The following is a 20,473-nucleotide window of genomic DNA, read 5'->3' as shown; positions in this document are numbered from 1 at the left end:
GGCCTAGTGGCTGCCCTGGCGCGGCTGGCGCCGTTTGGCGGTCGCCAGCACGATGCCGGCGACGGTGATTAGGGCCGCGCCTATCCAGGTCTCGGGGCGGGGCACATCGCCGAAGAATACGAACCCGAACAGCGCCGCCCAGACGATCTGCAGGTACAGAAAGGGCGAGACCAGCGAGGCCGGGGCGTAGCGCATTGCCAGAATCAAGGTCAGCTGGCTGGCGGCGCCCATCAGGCCGACGAACAGGAACAGCGGCAGGTGCCAGGGGTCGATCGGGGTCCAGAAGGCGGGCACCACGACGGAGCTGACCAGGGCACCGGCGAGGCCGGCGTAGAACAGTGACGTCAGCGGGTGGTCGTCGCGACCGAAGCGTCGGGTGGTGAGCTGGTAAAGCGCAAAGCACAGGGTCATGCCGAAGGGCAGCAGGATGGCCGGCTGGGAGCGCCAGTCGATGGGGCCGACGCAGATCAACACGCCGCCGAAACCGACCAGGATCGCCAGGCCCTGGCGCCAACTGACCCTTTCCTTGAGCAGCGGTATCGCCATCAGCGTGACCAGCAAGGGCGAGCTGAAGTTGACCACGTAGACCTGCAAGAGCGGCAGGGTACGAAAGGCCAGATAGGCAAAGGTGCTGGCGCCGAGCAGCAATAGCCCGCGCAGGCACTGACCGCTCAGCGAGGTGGTCTTGAGCATGGCCATGCCCGGGCCACGCCCGAGCCACATGAGATAGCCGATCAGCACCAGCATATGACCGACATAGCGGGCCCACACCACCTGTACCGGCGAGTAGTCCTGGGCCAGGGTCTTGACCCCGGTGTCGAGCATGGTGAACAAGAGTCCCGCCGCCAGCATGAACAGGATGCCCTTCATCGGGCGATCCCGTGACAGCGCTTGGGGCGGCGTCAGGGGCGCTGGCTCGGCGGTGGTAGCGGGGGGCGCGACAGGACTTGCATCGCTGGGCGTCGGGGGAGGCGAGGGCATAAGAGACCGGGTGGGTGAGAGGCCGATGGCGGGTCGAGGCCGCGGCTAAAAAGTAGCAGGCTAAAAGAGTCAACGGACCGATTCTACGCGCTCCCCGTGGGCCCCGCCAGGCGATGGCCCACTTTCGCCTGCGGCAAGACGTGGGTGGAGCCTTCCTTCCGGGATCCCGCACGCTGCCGTTTTACGCACCCACACGCTGCGGTTTTACGATCCCTGGTGCACGACCTCCAGCGCTGCGAATTCACCCTCCCAAGCGTTGCCATTTCCTTATTCTGAGTGCCGCACTCCCAGTACCCCGAGGGCGGCGTCGCGAGCCTTGACGGCGCGGTCCAGCGCCGAGACACCCTGTCGGTAGAGGACGTCGGTGGGCACTTCGATACTCAGCGGCATGTCGTCGGCGATGACGGCGAGCAGGCCAGCAAGGTCGGCCTGGCCGTCGCCGGGAAAGCCACGCTCGCCCCTGGCCTGCCGGATGATCTCGTCCATGCTGTCGGGCACTGGCCCTGGCACGTCACAGAGCTGGACGTAGCGCATCCACTCGCGGGGGACTGCCGCCAGGTCCCCGAGGCGACTGCCGGAGCGGTCCAGGTGAAAGGCATCGACCAGCAGGCAGGCGTTGGCATGACCACCGGCGCGCACCGCGTCGATGATACGCCTGGCCTGAAGCAGGTCCTTCACCGCGGTCCAGGGCATGAACTCCAGATGCGGGTGAAGGCCCGCTGGGGCCGCCAGCTCACATAGCGCGGCGAAGTGGTCGGTCAGACGCGCCGGGTCGTCGTCGTTGCCGGCGACCAGGATCTCGCTGGCGCCGAGTTCGGCGCCGACCTCGACGAAGCGGGCGAAGTCACGGGCCACGTCGGTCTCCGGCGTGAGCCTTAGGATCTCGATGTCGGCGACCTGCATGCCGGTGTCACGAAGGCGCTGGAGCGTGGCCTTGAGCAGCGCCGAGTCCTCGAGAATCGGGTAGCTGACTTCTTCCGCGGTGGCCGGCACCAGGCGCAGCCCCACGCGGTCGTAGCCCGCCCGGGCGGCGACTTCGACCATCTCCGGCGGCGATAGCTCGAGGACCGTCAGGGCGGCGAGGGAAAGCGGATGTCGGTTCATGCGGGCCTCTCGTTGACGTTGAGACTGCGACGCTGGGGAGCCGTACCCTGCGCTGCGGCGTGGCGCCCGGCGATGAAGCCAAAGGTCATCGCCGGGCCCAGGTTGATGCCGCCGGCGGGGTAGAAGCCGCCCATGATGCTGGCCATGTCGGTACCCGCGGCGTAGAGACCGGCGATGGGGCGGCCGTCGGCATCGAGCACGCGGGCGTGTTCGTCGCAGGTGAGACCGGCGAAGGTGCCGAACGAGCCGGGGACCACCCTGATCGCGTAGAAGGGGCCGTGCTCGATGGGCGCGATGCAAGGATTCGGCGTCACGCCGGGATCGCCCTGCTTGCGGTTGTACGGCGTGCTGCCGCGTAGGAAGGCCGGATCCTCGCCGCGTCGCGCGGCTTCATTGTAGGTTGCCAGCGTCTGCGTCAGGCCCTCGGCATCGATGCCACACGCCCGGGCCAGCGCCGCCGGTGTGTCGCCGCGTTTTAGATAGCCCCGAGCGATCCAGTGGCGGAAGGGCAGCGGGAAGGGACGGGTGATGCCGATGCCGTAGCGGCGCTGGAAGCGGTGATCGCACACCAGCCAGGAACACACCGCTTCGCCGTCGGGGACGGCCTTGAGCATGGCATCCACGTAGTCGTAGTAGCCGCTGGCTTCGTTGACGAAACGCTTGCCGTTGGCCAGCACGCCGATAAGTCCCGGCTTGCCGCGATCGATGATGTGGGGGAAGTGACCGACGCTACCATCGCGCCAGGGCACCAGGGAGACCGGCGCCCAAGCCACGGGAGAGTAGAGGGAGTGATCCACGCCGCCGCCCACGGACTCGCCCAGCGCCAGGCCATCGCCGCAGGCGCTCGCCGGCGGCAGCGGCCAGTGTTCTTCGCCGGTCGGCGTACGTGGAAACATCGCCTTGCGCCGCGCTACATGCCACGGGAAGCCGCCGGCGGCCAACACCACGCCGCACCGAGCACGCAGGGTGACGTCGCCGCGGGGTGTGCGTGCCACGACAGCGGTGACGCGGCCTTGTTCCTCGATCAGCCGGTTGGCCGGCGACGACACCCAGGTCTCGACGCCGAGGTCGTCGGCGGCCTTGGCCAGGCGCCCGATCAGGGCCACGCCATTGACCAGTTGCATGGCACGCCGGTGGCGGACGAGGTCCCACAGGTGTCGCGTCATGCGCTTGGTCACGTGGACGAAGGCGCTTGCCGAACGAGTGGCATTGAGGAAGGCGGCGAGGTCAGGCCCGGCCTGGATCGGCATGCCGAGAAAGGCGGTTTCGCGCATGGTGGTGCGCAGTTTGTGAAGGGTGGCAGGCGCCAGCTCCCGGGCATCGAAGGGCGCGGCGATCAGCGAGCGTCCTCCGCTGCCGGCCCCCGGCGTATCGGCATGAATGTCGGGGATAGCGTTGCCCGGCTCGAAGCGTAGCGCCGTGTGGTCATGAAAGAACTCGGCCATTTGTGGCGCGGCGTCGAGGAAGGCGTCGATGCGCGGGCCATCGAAGCGTTCGCCAAGCTCATGCTCGAGATAGGTGCGCACCGTCTCGCGGGGCTCATCGATACCCGCGGCCCGCGCCAGCGGGTTGCGCGGTACCCACATCCAGCCACCGGACCAGGCGGTGGCGCCGCCCAGGCGGTCGGCTTTCTCGAGCACCACCACGCTGAGCCCACGGTGGGCCGCGGTGACGGCGGCCGACAGGCCAGCGGCGCCGGAGCCGACCACGACCAGGTCGACGTCGCGAGTCGACCTGCGTGTCGGCACACGGGATGAGGCACGGGGAGACACTCCAGTCGAGCAGACGGGGTCGGGGGCTAGGGGCGGGGGCGAGCCCGCGGTGGCCGAGCAGGGGCTCGGCTCGGTCTGTGCCGGAGACGTGGGCGTTTGCATGGATGGGCCTCTGTGGCCGAGATCGGTCCTGAGCGACGTGGGCGTTTGCATGGATGGGCCTCTGTGGCCGAGACCGGTCCCGAGCGACGTGGGAGCGGGCCTCGCTGAACCGTCGGCCGACCCCGCGTGGCGCTGACAGGCAGTACCGAAAGGGCGTGGCGGCAGGCGGTATCGAATGGGACGTACCGGCGAGGCGCGATGGCGCGAATCCTCGAGATATTGGAACGATGTTCCAAAATAAACTAGAACATCATTCCACTAATTGCAATGTGCCATTCATCACAAGGTCCTTCTATCGCAAGCCCCTTTCCTCGCAAGGTCCTTTCACCGCCAGGGTCATTCGCCGCACGCGCCTGCGGCCTGCGACAAGAGGGGAGGCTTCGAGAGGCTAGCCGCCGAGGGTCACGAGCCCAGCCTGGGTCAAGGCCCAGATCACCGCGCTCAGGGTGAGGAAGCTGGCCACGGTGCTGGCCATCAGGGCTGCGGCGCCGATGCCCTCCATGCCAAACCGAGAGCCGAGCAACGGATAGACGCTGATCATCGGGCAGCTGGCGAAGAGCAGGCCACCGGCGACCAGCACCGGGTCGAAGTCGGGCGACACGGCCAGCACCAGGGCGAACAGCACAAGCACCGCCAGCGGGTGGAGCAGCAGCTTGCCGAGCATGATCTGGGAGACGCTGCGTGCCATGCCGCGAACCTCGAGTCCGTAGAGGGTTCCGCCAATGACGAACAGCGCCGCCGGCGCCGCGGCCTGGGCCAGCATCTCGATGACGCGGGTGATCGGCGCGGGAACGGGCAGTTCGGTGGCCGAGATCGTGAGCCCCACCACCAGGCCGATCAGGATCGGGTTCTTGGCTAGCCGCGTCAGGGTATTGCGCACGACGACCCAGGGGCGGGCGTCACGCTGCAGTCCGATCTCGGCCAAAATCAAGGCGCCGGGGATGATCAGCAGGTTTTCGATCAGCATGGTCAGGGCGAGCACGAAGCCTGCGGTGTTGGTCCCGAAGACCATCGCCGCGACCGGAAAGCCGACGAAACCACTGTTGGAGGCGGACATGCCGAGCGCCTGGATCGCACTTTCGCTGATCGGCTTGTGCTGGGCCCTGGCGGCGTAGAACCCCGCGCCGAACACCAACAATGAGCCGAAGCCGTAGGCGAACACGAACGACAGGTCGAGGACCTCATCGAGTGGGCGCTGGGTCAGCGCTCGAATCACCAGCGCCGGTAGCGTGCAGTAGAGGACGAAGGTGCCGACGCCGGACAGCTGGACCGGCGAGATCAGCCCCCACAGGCGAGCGACAAAGCCGATCCCGATCAGCAAAAAGATGGGAGCGGTGATGGACAGGATCTCGAGCACGCAATGCCTCCTTGCGGGTGAATCGGGTAGTGCCGGCCTGGCCATGATCGCGGAACGTCGGTGCACACATTGTGCCGCCTGGGGGCGATGCCGGTGCGGCCGGGCGCTGCGCCAAGCACTGCATCTCGTCACCGGGCATGGCACCGGGCATCGCACCGGGCATTGCACCGGGCATGGCACCGGGCATCGTCGTTAGCGGAACAGGCGCGAGCTGGCGCTGGCCTGGGAAATCTCCTCGGCGGCGCGCAGTAGCGCCGCGGCGAGGGCGGCGATGCGCCCTTCGTTCAGCCGAGCGCTGGGGCCGGCGATGCTCAAGACCCCCAAGGGGGTGCCACTGACCGGGTGGCTGATCCGCGCCGCCATGGCCGCGGTGCCCAGGGCGACGCTATCACTCAGGCGGCTGTAGCCGCGTACCCGGGTCTCGCGCAGATAGGCCCGCAGGGTGGCTTCATCACGCGGGGCGTTGGGGCCAAGCTCGGGGGAATCGTCCATGCCCTGTTCGTGGACCAGGGCCAGGGCCTCGGCGTCGTCCAGGGTGGCGAGCCAGGCGTGGCCGCTGGCGGTACAGAACAGGCGCGCCTCGCGGCCCTGATCGGGGTCATAGCGCAGGCCGCTCTTGGCGCCCTGGGCCTTGGCGATCCAGGTCAGATGGCGTCCTTCGATGACCGATAGCCGCACCAGTTCGCCGCTGTCCTCGGCCAGACGGTCGAGTATCGGCTGGAGGACGTCGTTGGCGCCGGTACTGGCCAGGTAGCGAAAGCCCAGCGCCATCAGGCGGGTGGTCAGGCGGTAATACTGCGTCGCTGGGTCCTGGCGTACGTGGCCGAGGCGGATGAGCTCATTGCAGATGCGGTGGGCCGCGCTCTTGGGAATGCCCACACGCTCGGCGATGACCAGAAGCGGTACGCCGTCGGCGTCGCCGGACAAGAGCTCGACGACGGCCAAGGTGCGTTCGATCAGACTACCGGCCATGTGCTCGCTCCTTGCGGGCCTGGTGTTCGGGCGGTGATGCGATGGGCGTGGCAGGCATCGGCGTCCTCGTTCAACTCACGTGGGCACGAATCTGGCGCGCCTTCTCCTGCAGCAACGGCAGGTACTGGCGCAGCAGGGTATCGAAGTCGACGCGTGCGGCATTGGTGCTGATGTTGATGGCGCCAATCAGCGAGCCGTTGGCGCTGAACGCCGGCACCGCGAGCGAGCGCAGGCCAGAATCCAGTTCCTGGTCGGAGATGGCGTAGCCTTGTTGGCGAACCTCGAGAACGGCACGCCTGAGCTCATCGCTGTCGGTGATGGTCTTGTCGGTGTAGCGCTCGAGCTGGACCCGGTCGAGATAGGCCTGGAGCTGGTCATCGGGCAACTGCGCCAACAAGACGCGGCCCATGGACGTATGGGCCGCCGGCAGTCGTGTGCCCACCGACAGGGTGATGGCCATCAGACGCTGGCGTGAGGCCGAGCGCGCCACGTAGGTCACGTCGTCGCCGTCGAGCACGCCGAGCGACGACGACTCGCCGCACTCGGCGGTGATGTCCTCGAGCACCTGCTGGATCACGTTGCGATAATTGTTGGCCGACAGGAAGGCGTAGCCGAGCTGCAGCACTCGCGGCGCGAGTTCGAAGTAGCGCTGGTCCTTGCGCACATAGCCCATCGCATGCAGCGTCAGCAAGAAGCGCCGAGCCCGGGCGCGGTTCATGTCGGTGCGAGCGGCGACCTCGCTTAAGGTCATGCGCGGGTTGTTCTCATCGAAGGCTAGAATGACGTCGAGGCCGCTGGCCAGCGCCGTGACGAAGTCACGGTCGTCGGGGCTCAGGGCGGCGTCTTTGAGTGCCGTATCCATCGCAGGCGTCCTTGATAATGATCGGTGAAGAGTGGCGACGAAGCGATCGGCAGCCAGCGCCAGTCGCATAGGATGAGTTGCTCGGGATCTGCTGGGTAATTTAGCATATTTGTTCGAAATGCGAACACATGTACGACTATTGGGTGACGCTCATCGCTCACCCCAACCCCCTTGGAGGTCCTACCATGCCCTCGGCCCTGTTGAGCCATCCCTTCATGAGTGCGGCGGCGCTCGAGGCCTGCCGCGACGACGCCTATGTTCAGTCGATGCTGGCGTTCGAGCTGGCGCTCGCCGAGGTGCAGGAAGAGGCCGGTGCCATTCCCGCCGGCGTTTCGCGCCGGATGCGCGACTGCCTCGAGGGGCATGCCTTCGATGCGATGGCGATTGGCGCCGGCATCGCCACCGGGGGCAACGCGGCCATTCCCTTCGTCAAGGCTGGCCGCACCGCCTTGCCCGAGGAGCTGAAGCGCTACTGGCACCTGGGCGCGACCAGCCAGGACGTGGTCGACTCGGCGTTGATGCACCTGATCACTCCTCGCCTGGCGGCCATCGATGCCTTGCTGGTGCGCTGCCGGAGCGCGGCCCTTGGCCTGATGCGTGATCACGACGAGACACCGATGGTCGGGCGCACCCTGATGCAGCAGGCATTGCCGATTGCCTTCGGGGTCAAGGTGGCCCAGTGGGCACTTGGCCTGGAGGCGGCGCGGCGTCGTCTGGCGACGATCCTCGAGGCGGGGCTGCCGGTGCAGTTCGGCGGTGCCGTCGGGGTCCATTCGGGGTGGGGCGATCAGGGCCTTGAGCTGATGGAGGCATTGGCCGAGCGCCTGGGCCTTGCCGCGCCGGTGCTGCCCTGGCACACCGATCGTCAGCCCATCCATGCCCTCGCGACGGCATTGGATGCCTGCGCGGGCGCCGCCGAGACACTGGCCCTGGATGTGTCGCTGCTGACCCAGACCGAGGTCGGTGAGGTGGCGGAACCCGCCGCTCCCGGCATGGGCGAGTCGTCATCGATGCCGCATAAGCGCAATCCGGTGCACTGTGCCTTGATGCGCGGCGCGGCGCGTCGGCTGCATGGCCACACCGGGGTGATCCTCTCGGCCACGGCTCAGCCTCTTGAGCGGGGCCTTGGCGAATGGCATGCCGAATGGGCGCCGCTGTCCGAGAGCGTGTTGCTGCTCGAGGGCATGCTCGAACACGCCGCTATCTTGCTCGAGGGCCTTGAGGTCAACGCCGAGCGCATGAGCACCAATATGGCGATCACCGGGGGTGCGATCATGGCCGAGCCGGTGGCGCGCCTGCTGACGCCCTATCTGGGGCCCGATGCGGCCAAGGCCCTGGCCGCCGAGGCGGCGGAGCAGGCCCGCCGACAGGGCACGCGATATGTCGAGGCGCTGGAGGCTGCGCTGACGGATCGCCAGTTGCTCAGCCGCGACGAGGCTGCGCTGACGGATCGCCAGTTGCTCAGCCGCGACGAGGACGGCGATGGGCTTCGCCGCGGCGAGCTCGAGAGCGCGACGGATCCAGCCTTATACCTTGGTAGCAGCAAAGCTCAGGTCGAACGCGCGGCTCGCTGGCTGGAGGGGGCGTAACCGCATGAATTAACACTATAAAACGAAGTTTGAAGGGAGCAGGCCGAGTCCGCTCCCTTTTTTTTGTGCATTTGACGGCATTTCGGGGGCGGATTATTGTGTTCGTATCACAAACCAATGTTCGGATAGCGAATAAGTGAGTCGAAGACTCCCTGTTGTTATCGAGAACCGTCGAGAACCGTCGAGAACCACACAGAGGCGAACCATCATGGCCGAGATTCTCAGCCTGCATGACGCGGTCGCGCGCTACGTCGAAGACGGCGCGACCGTGGCCATGGAAGGCTTCACGCACCTGATTCCCTTCGCCGCCGGGCATGAAGTCATTCGTCAGGGCCGGCGCGATCTGACGCTGATTCGCATGACGCCGGATCTCGTCTATGACCAGCTGATAGGGGCGGGCTGTGCCAAGAAGGTGATCTTCTCCTGGGGCGGCAACCCCGGCGTGGGATCGCTGCATCGCTTGCGTGACGCCGTCGAGAAGGGCTGGCCGCGCAAGATCGAGATTCTCGAGCACAGCCATGCGGCCATGGCGTGCGCCTTTGAAGCGGGGGCCGCGGGCCTGCCGTTGGCCATTTTGCGCGGTTATGTCGGCAGCGAGCTGCCTAGCGTCAACGACCAGATCAAGTTCATCGACTGCCCCTTCACCGGCGAGCGCCTGGCGGCGGTGCCCTCGGTGCGACCGGACGTATCCATCGTGCATGCACAGAAGGCCGATCGCGCCGGGAATGTGCTGGTCGAAGGCATCGTCGGGGTGCAGAAGGAGGCCGTGCTGGCGGCCAAGCACGCCATCGTCACCGTCGAGGAGATCGTCGACGACCTGACCACCGAGGCCGACTATCACCCCAACGCCTGCATCATCCCGGGCTGGGCGATCGCCGCCATCGCGGTGGCCGAGAAAGGCTCACTGCCATCCTATGCCCACGGCTACTACCCTCGCGATAACCGCTTCTACAAGGAGTGGGACGCGATTGCCCGCGATCGCGACGCTTTCTCTCGCTGGATCGAGGACCATGTGATGAACGGGAGGGATGCCTGATGAGCGCCATCGACACCACCACCGCGTCGGACTACACCGCCGGCGAAATGATGACCGTCACCGCCGCCCGGGCGCTGGAAAACGGCATGACCTGCTTCGTCGGCATCGGCCTGCCGTCGGAGGCCGCCAACCTGGCGCGCCTGACCCACGCCCCCGATGTGGTGCTGATCTATGAATCCGGCACCCTGCAGACCAAGCCCGAGGTGCTGCCGCTGTCGATCGGCGACGGTGAGCTGTGCGAATCGGCACTGACCACCGTCTCGGTACCGGAAATGTTTCGCTACTGGCTGCAGGGTGGCAAGGTCAACGTCGGCTTCCTCGGCACCGCCCAGATCGATCGCTACTGCAATCTCAATACCACCCTGATCGGCGACTACCAGGCACCCAAGGTGCGTCTGCCGGGCGGTGGCGGGGCCCCCGAGATCGCGACCAACGCCGGCGAGGTCTTTATCACCCTGAAGCATTCGCCCCGCGCCTTCGTCAAGGACGTGGACTTCATCACCACGCTCGGCTTCGGCCGCGACGGTAAGGGCCGCGACAAGGTCCCCCACATCGGCAAGGGCCCGACGCGGGTGATTTCCGATCTATGCGTGATGAAGCCCGACCCCGACGATCGCGAGCTGACCGTGGTGTCGTTGCATCCGGGCGTGACCCGCGAGCAGGTCCAGGAAGCGACCGGCTGGGAGATTCGCTTTGCCGCGGATCTCGAGACCACCCCGGTACCGAGCGCACGTGAGCTCGAGGTGCTGCGTGAGCTGAAGGCGCGTACCGAACGCGCTCACGCCGGGCAGTAAGCGCATTCTTTCGGTGCCATCCCGTCGCTCCCGGGTCGCGCAGGCGAACGCGGCGCAAGGCGTATAAGGCGCTAGAGGATGGCCACCGTGGTCGCGACGCGAGTATCGACCACGTCAGACTAGCCGCAGCGGGGAGAGGCGTCGCGCGCCCGACGCGCCCCGCCGCCGATCAGGAGTCGAGCATGACCAACGTCTATCTGTGTCACCCACGGCGCAGCGCCGTGGGCCGCTTCGGTGGCACCCTGGCCAGCGTGCGCCCGGATGATCTAGCCGCCGATATCTTCAAGGCGGTACTGTGCCAGGCGCCGGATCTCGATCCGGCGGCCATCGAGGAAGTCTTCATGGGCTGTGCCAACCAGGCCGGCGAAGACAACCGCAACGTAGCACGCATGGCGTCGCTGCTGGCCGGGGTTCCGCCGTCGGTGCCCGGTACCACCATGAACCGGCTGTGTGGCTCCGGCATGGATGCGGTGGGCACCGCCTTTCGCGCCATCAAGGCCGGCGAGATGGACCTGGCGCTGGCCGGCGGCGTGGAATCCATGTCCCGTGCGCCCTACGTGATGGGCAAGGCCGACAGCGCTTTTTCCCGTGGTCAGAAGATCGAGGACACCACCATCGGCTGGCGTTTCGTCAACCCGTTGATGAAAAAGGTCTTCGATACTCACTCGATGCCCGAGACCGCCGAGAACGTGGCCGAGCAGTTCGGGATTTCCCGGGAAGATCAGGACGCCTTCGCGGTGCGCTCTCAGGACAAGGCCGCCAGCGCCCAGAAGGCCGGCCGCTTCGCCGAGGAAATCGTCGCCATCGAGATCCCCCGGCGCAAGCAGGAGCCGCTGATCTTCGATGCCGACGAGCACCTGCGCCCCGGCACCACGGTGGAGAAGCTCGGCAAGCTGTCGACGCCATTCAAGGACAACGGCAGCGTCACCGCCGGTAACGCCTCGGGGGTCAACGACGGCGCCGCCGCCATGCTGGTGGCCAGCGAAGAAGCGCTGAAACAGCATGGTCTGACGCCGATGGCACGGATCGTCGGCATGGCCACCGCCGGCGTCGAGCCGCGTATCATGGGCTATGGTCCGGTGCCGGCGGTCAGGCGGTTGCTCGAGCGTACCGGCGTGTCCCTGGACGACATCGACGTTATCGAACTCAACGAGGCCTTCGCCGCTCAAGCGCTCGCCTGCCTGCGCGATCTTGGCCTCAAGGACGATGACCCTCGGGTCAACCCCAATGGCGGCGCCATCGCCCTCGGCCACCCGCTGGGCATGTCCGGCGCGCGGCTGCTGATGACCGCGGCCCACGAACTGCACAAGCAAGGCAAGCGCTATGCCCTTTGCACCATGTGCGTCGGCGTCGGCCAGGGTATTGCTACCCTGATCGAACGAGCCTGATGACGCGCCCAGCCCCCGCGTAGCGGCGATGAAGGCCCCCGCGTAGCGGCGATGAAGGCTCTGCGTCCTATGCCCGCCAATGGAGACTCCTGATGGCATTTGCAACGATCAACAACCGCGTCCTGGCCTATCGGCTGCTGGGCGCAGAGGCCCAGCCGCTGCTGATACTGGGCCATCCGCTCGGCATGAACCAGTCGGTATGGGACGACGTCCTGCCACGGCTGCTGTCGCGCTATCGAGTGCTGACCTGGGATCTGCCTGGCCATGGGGTGAGCGAGCCTTTCGCCGAGCAGAGCGACGTCACACCGGCCGAGCTTGCCGCCGACGTGGTGGCGCTGGCCGACCTCGCTGGCGCTTCCCGCTTTCACTTCGCCGGTACCTCCATCGGTGGGGTGGTTGGCCAGGCGTTGGTGGAGCACCACCGCGAGCGCCTGCTGTCGGTGACGCTGACCAACACCGGCGCCGTCATCGGTACCGCCGAGATGTGGAACACCCGCGCCGCTCGCGTGCGTGACGAGGGGCTTGCGTCCATGTCCGGGGAGATCGTGCCGCGCTGGTTCTCCCAGGCGGCGTTCGATGCCTCGCCTGCCCTGGAAGCAGGCTGGCGCACTGCCATGGGGCGTGGTGATGACAACTCCTATGCGCTGTTGTGCGAGATGCTTGGCCGCGCCGATTTCCGCGGCCGGCTCGAAGCCGCAGGGGTGAAGGTCAACCTGCTGGCGGGCCGTGAAGACCTGGCGACGCCGCCAGAGAGCCTGGAAGCGCTCGCCGGCGAGTTTGCCGACGGCGCAGACGCCGCGGCCCCGACGGTCTTCGAGGGCGTCGGCCACGTGCCCTCGGTCGAAGTGCCTGAGCGCTTCGCCGCCTGGTTGCTCGACGCCCTGGCGGTGGACCTTGGCGATATCGGCGCCCAAGGCGTCGACTACGAGGTCGGCTTGACGACGCGCAAGCAGGTGCTGGGCGAGGAGCACGTGGCTCGTTCCACCGCTAACGCCACTTCCCTCGATGCGCCCTTCCAGCAGATGATCACGCGCCTGGCCTGGGGCGAGCTGTGGAGCAATGACGATCTGACGCGTCGCGAGCGCAGCATGATCACCACGGGCATCCTCGCGGCGCTCGGGCGTGAGGAGTTGACCCTGCACCTGAAGACCGCCCGACGCATCGGCTTGAGCGAGGCAGAGCTGCGTCAGGTGCTGATGCACGTGGCGATTTACGGCGGCGTGCCCGCGGCCAATCATGCCTTTGCGCTGGCCAAGGAGCTGGGTTGGGGCACGGGCGACTGAGGGCAGGCCCGACGCCTTAAGGCGACTAAGCCTGGCAGGCCGCCATGCTTGCCGGCGCTCGTGCGGCAGTGGTAAAGAGGGCGCCGAGGAGCGCTGCTGGCGTCAGGCGGCTGGCCGATAGTGGCGGTGGATGACGGGGGAGAAGCCCAGGCTTCTTCCCCGTTCGTGTTGTATGGCGTCATCGGTGCCGCACCGCGTGACTCGATCGCATGACTCGAGCGCGAGCATCCTCGTGACCCTTGTGGATCTTGCTAGGCTAAATCAGGCAGCGAGTCCTCCGGGAACCGGAAGCCCTGGACCATGGTCGGTGACAGGAGAGCAGACACGAGGTATTACCATGTGGTGGAAGATTCTGGCAGCGTTGCTGCTTATCGTCGGTGTTGTCGCACCGGCCGGCGCCGAATGGCGCTACGCAAACGAGCATCCGGTTTTCGGCGAGTCGCCGACGGCCCTGGCATCGTCCGTCTCCGGCGGGCACGATCTGGCCCTGGTCTGTTGGCATGGCGTGCCGACGATCTCGGTGGTGGGGTTCGAGCAAAAAACCGGTAGCGACCGGCGCAAGGCCCTGGATGTGGTGGTCGATGGTCTGGGCTTTCGCCTCGAGGCGCTGCATTCTCCCCCCGACGGCGTCTGGTTCGCGCCGGCGCCTTCTCAGCTGATGCGAACCCTCAAGCGTGGCAATGTCGCGGTGGTGCTTCCGATGCAGGCCAGCACCAGCCGTTACTCCCTGGATGGCTCCGCCGAGTCCATCGACCGCATGCTGGCCGCCTGCGATCGTTAGCGGTCCTGGCTTGCCCAGACCCGAACGGTGTGCAAGGCGAGCGACCGTCCTCGGCGACTTTTTTTCACGCGGATCCTTTTCATGCTCAATCACCGCATCAAACTGCGCCATCTCAATGCCTTTCTCGAGGTGGCCAAGCGCCGCAGCTTCGCCCGGGCCGCCGAGTCGCTGGCCATCACCCAGCCGGGTATCTCGAAGGCGGTTCGGGAGCTCGAGGAAATCGTCGGCGCGGTGCTGTTCGAACGGGGCGTCCAGGGCGTGAGCCTGACCCAGGCCGGATTGACGTTGTTACGCCACGCGGGACCGGCGATTCGCGCGCTGGAGGAAGGCGTGGGGGCCCTTGCCGATGTTCACGTCGGCCAACGCTGGCTCAGGGTCGGCGCACTCTCGACCGTCGAGAGTCGGCTGCTGCCGGCGGCGATTCAGCGCTGGCAGCTGGAAAGCCAGGGCCAGGAGGTCAGTGTTCGTGTGGTGACCGGCCCCAGTGCCTTCTTGCTGTCGCGCCTGGCCCTCGGCGAGATCGACCTGGTGGTGGGGCGCATGACCGAAGCCAGGGAGATCCGCGACCTGGCCTTCGAACATCTCTATTACGAGTCGCTGCGCCTTGTCGTGCGCGCCGGCCATCCGCTGGATGGCATAGCGCTGGACGATGCCGACCGTCTGGTCGACTTCCCCTGGGCGGTGCCGCCGCACCAGACGACCTTGCGCCAGCAGGTCGAGAGCTTCTGCGTGCGCCACGCCATCGCGGTGCCGACCCCATGTCTGGAAACCTTGTCGCTGCCGCTGTGTCAGCGGTTCACTCTCGACGGTGACGCCATCTGGGTCGCGCCCTTCGAAGCGGTGGCCGAGGAGCTTGAGACCGGGCGGCTGGTGGAGTTGTCGCTGCAGTTTGAACGCCATGGCGGTTCGGTCGGGCTATGTACCAATACCGCCATGGCCTCGTCACTGGCCCTGGACGCCTTCTGCGAGAGCCTGCGCCAGGCGGCGGCCGAGCGGCCCCGCTAGCGCGCTGGCGTCATCAAGCCAAGTCATGGCAACCACCGAGCATGAGGTCAGGCGGGGGCCTTACCGAGGCCGCTCATCGAGTCCGAAACGCTCGTACAACTCGCCGGGGGCCTCATGACGTGCCATCTCGCGCTTCATCAGGGCCTGGAAACGTGCTTCGGTGGCGTCGTCACGAAAGGGGGCCGTCTGTCCGGGGTCCCGGTTCAGATCGTACAGGCAGGTCGCCGTCTCGGCGAAACCGCCACCCTGAAGCGGCGGACGCTTGGCATCGGCCTTGGCACTCATGCGCAGCACCGGCGCTCCCTTGGTGAAGTTGAAGCCGCGATAGAGCTCGGCATCCGCCACTTCATGCGGGGTGAACAGGCTCGCCGTGTGCATCGGCATCAGGGTGTACTCGAATAGCGGCTTGTCCTCCATGTCCTGGGGATAGAGGAAGTAGGTCAGGTCGCCGTCGGTGGCATTGAGCGCGCCGCCGAAGATGCCGTACATGGCCAAATCTCGGACGCTGTCCCGCCGTCCTTCCAGCAGTGGCAGCAGCGACTGGCCGAGGCCGTGCTCGCCCGCAGGCAAATCGAACAGCGCCAGCAAGGTAGCGCTGAGATCGGTAGTCTGAGACAACGCCTGGCAGCGCGTGCCCCAACTGTCCGGTAGCGATGGGTGGTGGATCATCAAGGGAATATTGGCGATTTCATTGAAGAATGGCATGCGGTTCTTGCCCCACCAGCCGTGTTCGCCAAGCATGAACCCGTGGTCGGTTGTCAGCACCACGGCGGTGGAATCCCACAGATTATGGGTATCGAGATGGTCGAGCAGACGGCCTAGCTCGTCGTCGCAGAAGGCCACGAGAGCGCCGTAGTTGGCACGAATCTCCTCGATTTCATCGCTGGTCGCATCCTCCGTGGTGCGGTACTTCGGCCAGGTGTAGATCGGCCCCTGGTAGCGGGTTGGAAACTGCTCGCGATACTTGGCGGGGGCGGTGAATGGCTCGTGAGGATCGAAGCACTCCAGGTGCAGAAACCAGTGGTCTTCGACGCCGTTGGCTTCAAGAAACGACAGCGCCGAATCCACGCATTTGGCCACGGGATAGTCGTCTCTGGTGTGCAGTGCGGTTTCGTTGAGCATGCCCTGGACTCGGTGGCCGATGCGCTCTCCGCCGAACTGTTCAGGGTGATACATCTCGCGGAAGCGCTCGATGGGTGGCTTGACCATGGCGACCCAAGGGTCGCTTTCCTGGCCGCGAATGAAATCGAAGCTCGAATAGCGATTGTGGTAGGTCGAGCCGCCGTCCTCGAAGTAGTGGTTGTGGTCGGTGACCAGGTGGCTGTAGACGCCACCTTGCGTCATTGTCACGGCGAAGGAATCGTCGAAGATTTCGAGGGGCCCCCAGCTGCGGTGCATGAAATTGAGCCGACCGGTATGCATGTCGCGTCGCGCCGGCATGCACGGCATGCTGCCGATGTAGTGGCGATCAAAGACCGTCGAGCGCGCCGCGAGACGGTCGAAGTTCGGCGTTGGAATGGCACCGCCGTAGCAGCCGAGGGCCGAGCGGTTGAGGGAGTCGAACAGTACGTAGATCACGCGCATGGCGGCATCCTGAGCGTCATGGAGAAACGGGTGGTATCAATCAACGAGGCTCCTGGCAGCCCGATATCGCAGCGCCGTTCGGCGAGGGCAACAGGCACGTCGGCCAGGGAGGCGAAGGGCGGGCGACGGGGGCGCCCGCCCCACATCACTCGCCGATAAAGTCGAGTACCTGCTGGGCGAAGCCTTCTTCCCAGTCACGTCCATCGAAGTCGGCTAGGATCTGCGCGCGTACGCTGTCGGCGAAGGCCTGACGTTCGTCATCGCTTAGTTCGATCACCTGCATGCCGTTGTCTTTCAGGGCGTCGACGATCGTTGCCTCCTGCTCGATGGCGAGCTCGGTGGCATAGGCCATGGCCTCTTCGGCGGCCTTGTCGATGGCCGCCTGGTCGTCGTCGGAAAGCGCCTCATAGGTGGCGTTGTTGATCACCAGAGGCTGACCGACCAACTGGTGGTGGGTCAGGATCACGCTGTCTTGAACCTCGTAGAGACGGTTGGCATAGATGGTCGGCAGCGGATTTTCCTGACCATCGGCGACGCCCTGATTCAGTGCCTGAAAGAGTTCCGGGAAGGGAATGGGGGTAGGGTTCGCCCCCATGCCCTTGATCACCGACAGCGACATCGGGTTGGTCACCGCGCGCAGCTTCACGCCGTTGAACGCCTCGGGGCTCCGCGGTGTTTGCCCGGCCATGGTCACTTCGCGAGTGCCGAAGTAGTAGTACTCGAGGATGCGCAGGCCGGCATCGTCGAGCAGTTGCTTGCGCCATTTTTCGCCATATTCCGGGGCATTGAGCACGCCGAGTAGCTGCTCCCAGTCGTCGAAGAAATAGCCGGCCATGGTGACGGAATACTCGGGCACGACATCGGCGAGGATCGGAAAGGACGGCTTGCCAAGATCGATGGCGCCGCTGTAGAGCTGATTGAACAGTTCTCGTCCGTTGCCGAGGTGTCCGCTGTCGCTGACCTGCACCGTGACCCGACCCTCGGAATACTCTTCCACCAGGTCGGCGAAGCGGTGCATGCCTTGGGTGACCGGCTCATCGGGCATGTTTTCCAGCGCCAGGCGCAACTCGGTGTCGGCGGCAAGCGTCGGCAGGCTGGTGGCGACGGTGGCGAGTGCCAGACCGGCAAGGCCGAGCAGTGGCGCGACCCTGGCGGCGGTTTTCGGCATGGTTGTCGGCATGGTTGTCGGCAGCCACGCCGGCGCGGCATCGCGCGGGGTGTCGAGGGGGGTGTCGAGGGGGGGATTGCATGAGGTGATCGTCGGCGTCATGGGGCGTGCTCCGTTGTCTTTGTTGTCTGGGTGAAGGGCGGGCCTAGATGCCCGAGGGGCAGCTTGAATCGGTCGATGGCGTTGGCCCTGCGGGCTTAGAGCCCCAGCGCTCTCGGTACCGCCAGCACCAGTTCCGGTACCGCGGCCATGATGGCGAGGCTCGCGATCAGCGGGATCAGAAACGGCGCCACCGCCAGGGACACCCGAGCCAGACTGAACTTGGTGATGCCGCGCATCACGAACAGTGACAGGCCGATGGGCGGAGTGAACTGGCCGAGCATGATGGCGAACACCGAACACACGCCGAAATGAATCGGATCGATGCCGAACTGTTGGGCCGCGATCGGCGTGAGCATCGGCGCCAGGATCAGCATCAGGATGGCGTTCTCGATCACCGCGCCGAGTACCAGGAAGGTGAGCATGGCGGCAAACATGAAGCCGCCGGTGGAGTCGATGTGCTCGCTGGCAAATGCGGCGATCATCTGCGGCAGTTCGGCGTCGGTGAGTACCCACCCGAGCAGCAGCGCGGTGGCGATCAGAAACAGCAGGCGTGAGGACTCGATGACGGTGTCATAGAGCACGTTGTAGAGCGTCTTTAGCGTCAGGTCGCGGTAGATGAAGGTGGTGATCAGCAGCACGTAGATGACCGCCGCTGCGGCGGCTTCGGTAGCGCTGAAGATGCCAAGGGTCATGCCACCGACGATGATCACGGGGGTGGCGAGCGCGGGCAGGGCACCGATGAAAGCGCTGGCCAGACGCAGCCAGCCGTCCCAGCTATGGTCCACGTAGCCGTGGCGCCAGCCAACGATGAACACGTAGATCATCAGCGCCAGGGCGATGAGGAAGGCGGGCAGAATGCCGCCGAGAAAAAGGCCGGTGATCGATACGCCGGAGGCGGCGCCGAACAATACCATGGGCAGGCTCGGAGGCAGGATCGGCCCGAGGGCCGAGGACGCCAGGGTAATACCGGCGGAAAAGTCGGCGTCATAGCCCTTGCGGGTCATCGCCTTGTACTCGATCTCGCCGAGGCCTGCGACGTCGGCCAGCGCCGAGCCGGACATGCCGGAGAAGATCAGGCTCGAGCCGACGTTGACATGGCCGAGCCCGCCGGGAATGCGCCCGACCAGGCGCACGGCGAAGTCGAAGATGCGATCCGAGATGCCCGAGGCGGTCGTGATCTTGCCGGCGAACATGAACAGGGGAATGGCCAGCAAGGTGAAACTTGCCAACGAGAAGGAGATCTTCTGAGCGACCAGCGACAGCGGAAGGCCTTCGATCAGGATGTAGATCGCCGAGACCAGAATCGCCGAGAACGAAATCGGAAAGCCTGCCAGCAACAACACCATCTTTAGCAGCAGCAGATAGAGAATGAGATCAGTCATGGTCGGATCCTTCGGCGTGGCTGGAGGGTGCTCCACTCGCGGCGGCCTTCAGGCGGCGACGGATATGTCCCAGGGTGAACAGAGCCATCAGCGCACAGGCGATCGGTACGATGACCATGATGTTGCGCAGCGGCCAGCGCAGCGCCGGCAGCTTGTCAAAGCGCAGGCTCTGGTAGAGCTCGATGCCGCCGACCACCAGGATCACCAGGGTGACCAGGGCGAGCACGTCGAACCCCAGGCGCAGCAGGTTCGCCCTGCGTGGTGATAGCCATTCATCGACCATTTCCACTCGCAGATGGCCGTCTTCGCGTTGCACGCCGATGGCGCCGATGAACACCAGCCACACCAGCAGATGAGCGGCGAGCTCCTCGGTCCAGTCGAGGGGGTTGTTGAAGACGTAGCGGGTGACCACCTGCATGGCGGCCAGGGCGATGAAGGCGACTAGCGCCACCGAACCGATGATGTACTCCGGTGCGCGGCGTACGCGATCATCGGCCGGTGCGGTGTGATGAGCGTGGCCGCTGTCGTGATCGGGGGCCTGAGTCGGGCGATTGTCCAGGGGCGGGGCGGCGGGAGGGGGGCCACCGCCGGTCTTGGCGTCAGGTGAACTGGCGGTCGGCTTCGAGGGCGAGCCGTGAGACGGGTGAGCCATGGTCGAGTCCTCTTCGGGATCTTGTCGTTGTGGCCTCGGCCGCCCGTAGGCGGTGTCAGGGTGCCGCGGGCGAACCGCAGGGCATGCCAGCAGCCTAAGAGAACCATATGGCTAGAGAAAGCGACACTTTCTCCCATTTTGATGAACTATATGGTTAAGTTTTAGACATTGGTCGGGGAGCGATTACCTTGAGTCAGGAGGCGTTCTTTGTCATCGGCAGTGCCTGAGCCGACGATTGGGCGACCACCTACACCTGGCAGGGGCGGCAGTTTGGCGACGAGAGGGACGGGAGAGGCTCCGCCATGTGCTTGAGCGAAGTCTGTTGAGCTAAGTCTGTTGAGCCAAGCCCGGTGAGCCAAGCCCGGTGAGCCAAGCCCGGTGAGCCAAGCCTGGTGAGCCAAGCCCGGTGAGCCAAGCCCGGTGAGCCAAGCCCGGTGAGCCAAGCCCAGTGCATCCAGCCAAGAGGGCCCGTGGCTAACGGGTGACCGGCCAACGGCGCCGAGCACGGACTGCCAAGGCGGGCCCGAGGGGGAGCCCAAGGCGCGCATGCAACAGAAAC

Annotated in this window: 17 protein-coding genes; 7 read left to right on the top strand and 10 right to left on the bottom strand. The window is 65.9% G+C overall.

The window, feature by feature from the left end; translation table 11 throughout:
• Positions 1–3: 3 nt before the first annotated feature.
• The 6 genes from ACUN9Y_RS15515 to ACUN9Y_RS15490 all read right to left on the bottom strand — a co-directional run bounded on the left by ACUN9Y_RS15515 (position 4) and on the right by ACUN9Y_RS15490 (position 7,150).
• A complete protein-coding gene (locus ACUN9Y_RS15515) occupies positions 4–870 on the bottom strand; it encodes a DMT family transporter (RefSeq protein WP_445461632.1) in 867 nt (288 codons plus the stop codon).
• A gap of 378 nt (positions 871–1,248) precedes the next feature.
• Complete coding sequence (locus ACUN9Y_RS15510; RefSeq protein WP_445461631.1) at positions 1,249–2,085, bottom strand: sugar phosphate isomerase/epimerase family protein; 837 nt, start codon at positions 2,083–2,085, stop codon at positions 1,249–1,251.
• A complete protein-coding gene (locus tag ACUN9Y_RS15505; protein ID WP_445461630.1) occupies positions 2,082–3,959 on the bottom strand; it encodes an FAD-dependent oxidoreductase in 1,878 nt (625 codons plus the stop codon). Before ACUN9Y_RS15505 ends, ACUN9Y_RS15510 begins: the two co-directional genes overlap by 4 nt.
• 388 nt (positions 3,960–4,347) lie before the next feature.
• On the bottom strand, positions 4,348–5,316 hold the full coding sequence (locus ACUN9Y_RS15500) for an AEC family transporter (protein ID WP_445461629.1): 969 nt from the start codon (positions 5,314–5,316) through the stop codon (positions 4,348–4,350).
• A gap of 192 nt (positions 5,317–5,508) precedes the next feature.
• Positions 5,509–6,288, bottom strand: coding sequence for an IclR family transcriptional regulator (locus ACUN9Y_RS15495; protein ID WP_445461628.1), 780 nt, complete (start codon positions 6,286–6,288; stop codon positions 5,509–5,511).
• Between the two features lie 70 nt (positions 6,289–6,358).
• A complete protein-coding gene (locus ACUN9Y_RS15490) occupies positions 6,359–7,150 on the bottom strand; it encodes an IclR family transcriptional regulator domain-containing protein (RefSeq protein ID WP_445461627.1) in 792 nt (263 codons plus the stop codon).
• A 185-nt stretch (positions 7,151–7,335) separates the two neighbouring features.
• Between ACUN9Y_RS15490 and ACUN9Y_RS15485 the strand changes: the two genes are divergently transcribed.
• From ACUN9Y_RS15485 to pcaQ, 7 genes are all read left to right on the top strand, one after another.
• Complete coding sequence (locus ACUN9Y_RS15485) at positions 7,336–8,739, top strand: class-II fumarase/aspartase family protein (RefSeq protein WP_445461626.1); 1,404 nt, start codon at positions 7,336–7,338, stop codon at positions 8,737–8,739.
• Between the two features lie 208 nt (positions 8,740–8,947).
• Positions 8,948–9,775 (top strand): CoA transferase subunit A, encoded by an 828-nt coding sequence (locus ACUN9Y_RS15480; protein ID WP_445461625.1) that lies wholly within the window; start codon positions 8,948–8,950, stop codon positions 9,773–9,775.
• The gene (locus ACUN9Y_RS15475) at positions 9,775–10,569 is read left to right on the top strand and encodes a CoA-transferase subunit beta (protein WP_445461624.1); all 795 of its coding nucleotides are present in this window, start codon (positions 9,775–9,777) and stop codon (positions 10,567–10,569) included. Before ACUN9Y_RS15480 ends, ACUN9Y_RS15475 begins: the two co-directional genes overlap by 1 nt.
• 182 nt (positions 10,570–10,751) lie before the next feature.
• Positions 10,752–11,957 (top strand): 3-oxoadipyl-CoA thiolase, encoded by a 1,206-nt coding sequence (gene pcaF, locus ACUN9Y_RS15470; RefSeq protein ID WP_445461623.1) that lies wholly within the window; start codon positions 10,752–10,754, stop codon positions 11,955–11,957.
• A 92-nt stretch (positions 11,958–12,049) separates the two neighbouring features.
• Entirely contained in the window at positions 12,050–13,240 is a 1,191-nt protein-coding gene (locus ACUN9Y_RS15465; RefSeq protein ID WP_445461622.1) for an alpha/beta fold hydrolase, read from the top strand.
• Positions 13,241–13,577: 337 nt separating this feature from the next.
• The gene (locus tag ACUN9Y_RS15460) at positions 13,578–14,021 is read left to right on the top strand and encodes a hypothetical protein (RefSeq protein ID WP_445461621.1); all 444 of its coding nucleotides are present in this window, start codon (positions 13,578–13,580) and stop codon (positions 14,019–14,021) included.
• Between the two features lie 81 nt (positions 14,022–14,102).
• Positions 14,103–15,026, top strand: coding sequence for a pca operon transcription factor PcaQ (gene pcaQ, locus ACUN9Y_RS15455; RefSeq protein WP_445461620.1), 924 nt, complete (start codon positions 14,103–14,105; stop codon positions 15,024–15,026).
• A 60-nt stretch (positions 15,027–15,086) separates the two neighbouring features.
• Here pcaQ and ACUN9Y_RS15450 read toward each other — a convergent pair whose 3' ends face one another.
• The 4 genes from ACUN9Y_RS15450 to ACUN9Y_RS15435 all read right to left on the bottom strand — a co-directional run bounded on the left by ACUN9Y_RS15450 (position 15,087) and on the right by ACUN9Y_RS15435 (position 19,914).
• Complete coding sequence (locus tag ACUN9Y_RS15450; protein ID WP_445461619.1) at positions 15,087–16,610, bottom strand: sulfatase-like hydrolase/transferase; 1,524 nt, start codon at positions 16,608–16,610, stop codon at positions 15,087–15,089.
• Between the two features lie 145 nt (positions 16,611–16,755).
• Positions 16,756–17,880 carry a TRAP transporter substrate-binding protein gene (locus ACUN9Y_RS15445; RefSeq protein WP_445461618.1) on the bottom strand — a complete coding sequence of 375 codons (1,125 nt, stop codon included), beginning with the start codon at positions 17,878–17,880 and terminating at the stop codon, positions 16,756–16,758.
• A 95-nt stretch (positions 17,881–17,975) separates the two neighbouring features.
• On the bottom strand, positions 17,976–19,262 hold the full coding sequence (locus ACUN9Y_RS15440; RefSeq protein ID WP_445461617.1) for a TRAP transporter large permease: 1,287 nt from the start codon (positions 19,260–19,262) through the stop codon (positions 17,976–17,978).
• Positions 19,255–19,914 (bottom strand): TRAP transporter small permease, encoded by a 660-nt coding sequence (locus tag ACUN9Y_RS15435; protein ID WP_445461616.1) that lies wholly within the window; start codon positions 19,912–19,914, stop codon positions 19,255–19,257. The genes ACUN9Y_RS15440 and ACUN9Y_RS15435 overlap by 8 nt, the downstream gene beginning before the upstream one ends.
• Positions 19,915–20,473: the final 559 nt, after the last annotated feature.

It is taken from the genome of Halomonas sp. V046 (assembly GCF_052645355.1).
This window is presented reverse-complemented; position numbering and strand designations above follow the sequence as displayed.

Bases quoted from the DNA above. Each gene is read 5' to 3' on its own strand.
- ACUN9Y_RS15515 (WP_445461632.1), bottom strand. From the start codon at position 870: ATGAAGGGCATCCTGTTCATGCTGGCGGCGGGACTCTTGTTCACCATG.
- ACUN9Y_RS15510 (WP_445461631.1), bottom strand. From the start codon at position 2,085: ATGAACCGACATCCGCTTTCCCTCGCCGCCCTGACGGTCCTCGAGCTA.
- ACUN9Y_RS15505 (WP_445461630.1), bottom strand. From the start codon at position 3,959: ATGCAAACGCCCACGTCTCCGGCACAGACCGAGCCGAGCCCCTGCTCG.
- ACUN9Y_RS15495 (WP_445461628.1), bottom strand. From the start codon at position 6,288: ATGGCCGGTAGTCTGATCGAACGCACCTTGGCCGTCGTCGAGCTCTTG.
- ACUN9Y_RS15490 (WP_445461627.1), bottom strand. From the start codon at position 7,150: ATGGATACGGCACTCAAAGACGCCGCCCTGAGCCCCGACGACCGTGAC.
- ACUN9Y_RS15485 (WP_445461626.1), top strand. From the start codon at position 7,336: ATGCCCTCGGCCCTGTTGAGCCATCCCTTCATGAGTGCGGCGGCGCTC.
- ACUN9Y_RS15480 (WP_445461625.1), top strand. From the start codon at position 8,948: ATGGCCGAGATTCTCAGCCTGCATGACGCGGTCGCGCGCTACGTCGAA.
- ACUN9Y_RS15475 (WP_445461624.1), top strand. From the start codon at position 9,775: ATGAGCGCCATCGACACCACCACCGCGTCGGACTACACCGCCGGCGAA.
- pcaF (WP_445461623.1), top strand. From the start codon at position 10,752: ATGACCAACGTCTATCTGTGTCACCCACGGCGCAGCGCCGTGGGCCGC.
- ACUN9Y_RS15465 (WP_445461622.1), top strand. From the start codon at position 12,050: ATGGCATTTGCAACGATCAACAACCGCGTCCTGGCCTATCGGCTGCTG.
- ACUN9Y_RS15460 (WP_445461621.1), top strand. From the start codon at position 13,578: ATGTGGTGGAAGATTCTGGCAGCGTTGCTGCTTATCGTCGGTGTTGTC.
- pcaQ (WP_445461620.1), top strand. From the start codon at position 14,103: ATGCTCAATCACCGCATCAAACTGCGCCATCTCAATGCCTTTCTCGAG.
- ACUN9Y_RS15450 (WP_445461619.1), bottom strand. From the start codon at position 16,610: ATGCGCGTGATCTACGTACTGTTCGACTCCCTCAACCGCTCGGCCCTC.
- ACUN9Y_RS15445 (WP_445461618.1), bottom strand. From the start codon at position 17,880: ATGACGCCGACGATCACCTCATGCAATCCCCCCCTCGACACCCCCCTC.
- ACUN9Y_RS15440 (WP_445461617.1), bottom strand. From the start codon at position 19,262: ATGACTGATCTCATTCTCTATCTGCTGCTGCTAAAGATGGTGTTGTTG.
- ACUN9Y_RS15435 (WP_445461616.1), bottom strand. From the start codon at position 19,914: ATGGCTCACCCGTCTCACGGCTCGCCCTCGAAGCCGACCGCCAGTTCA.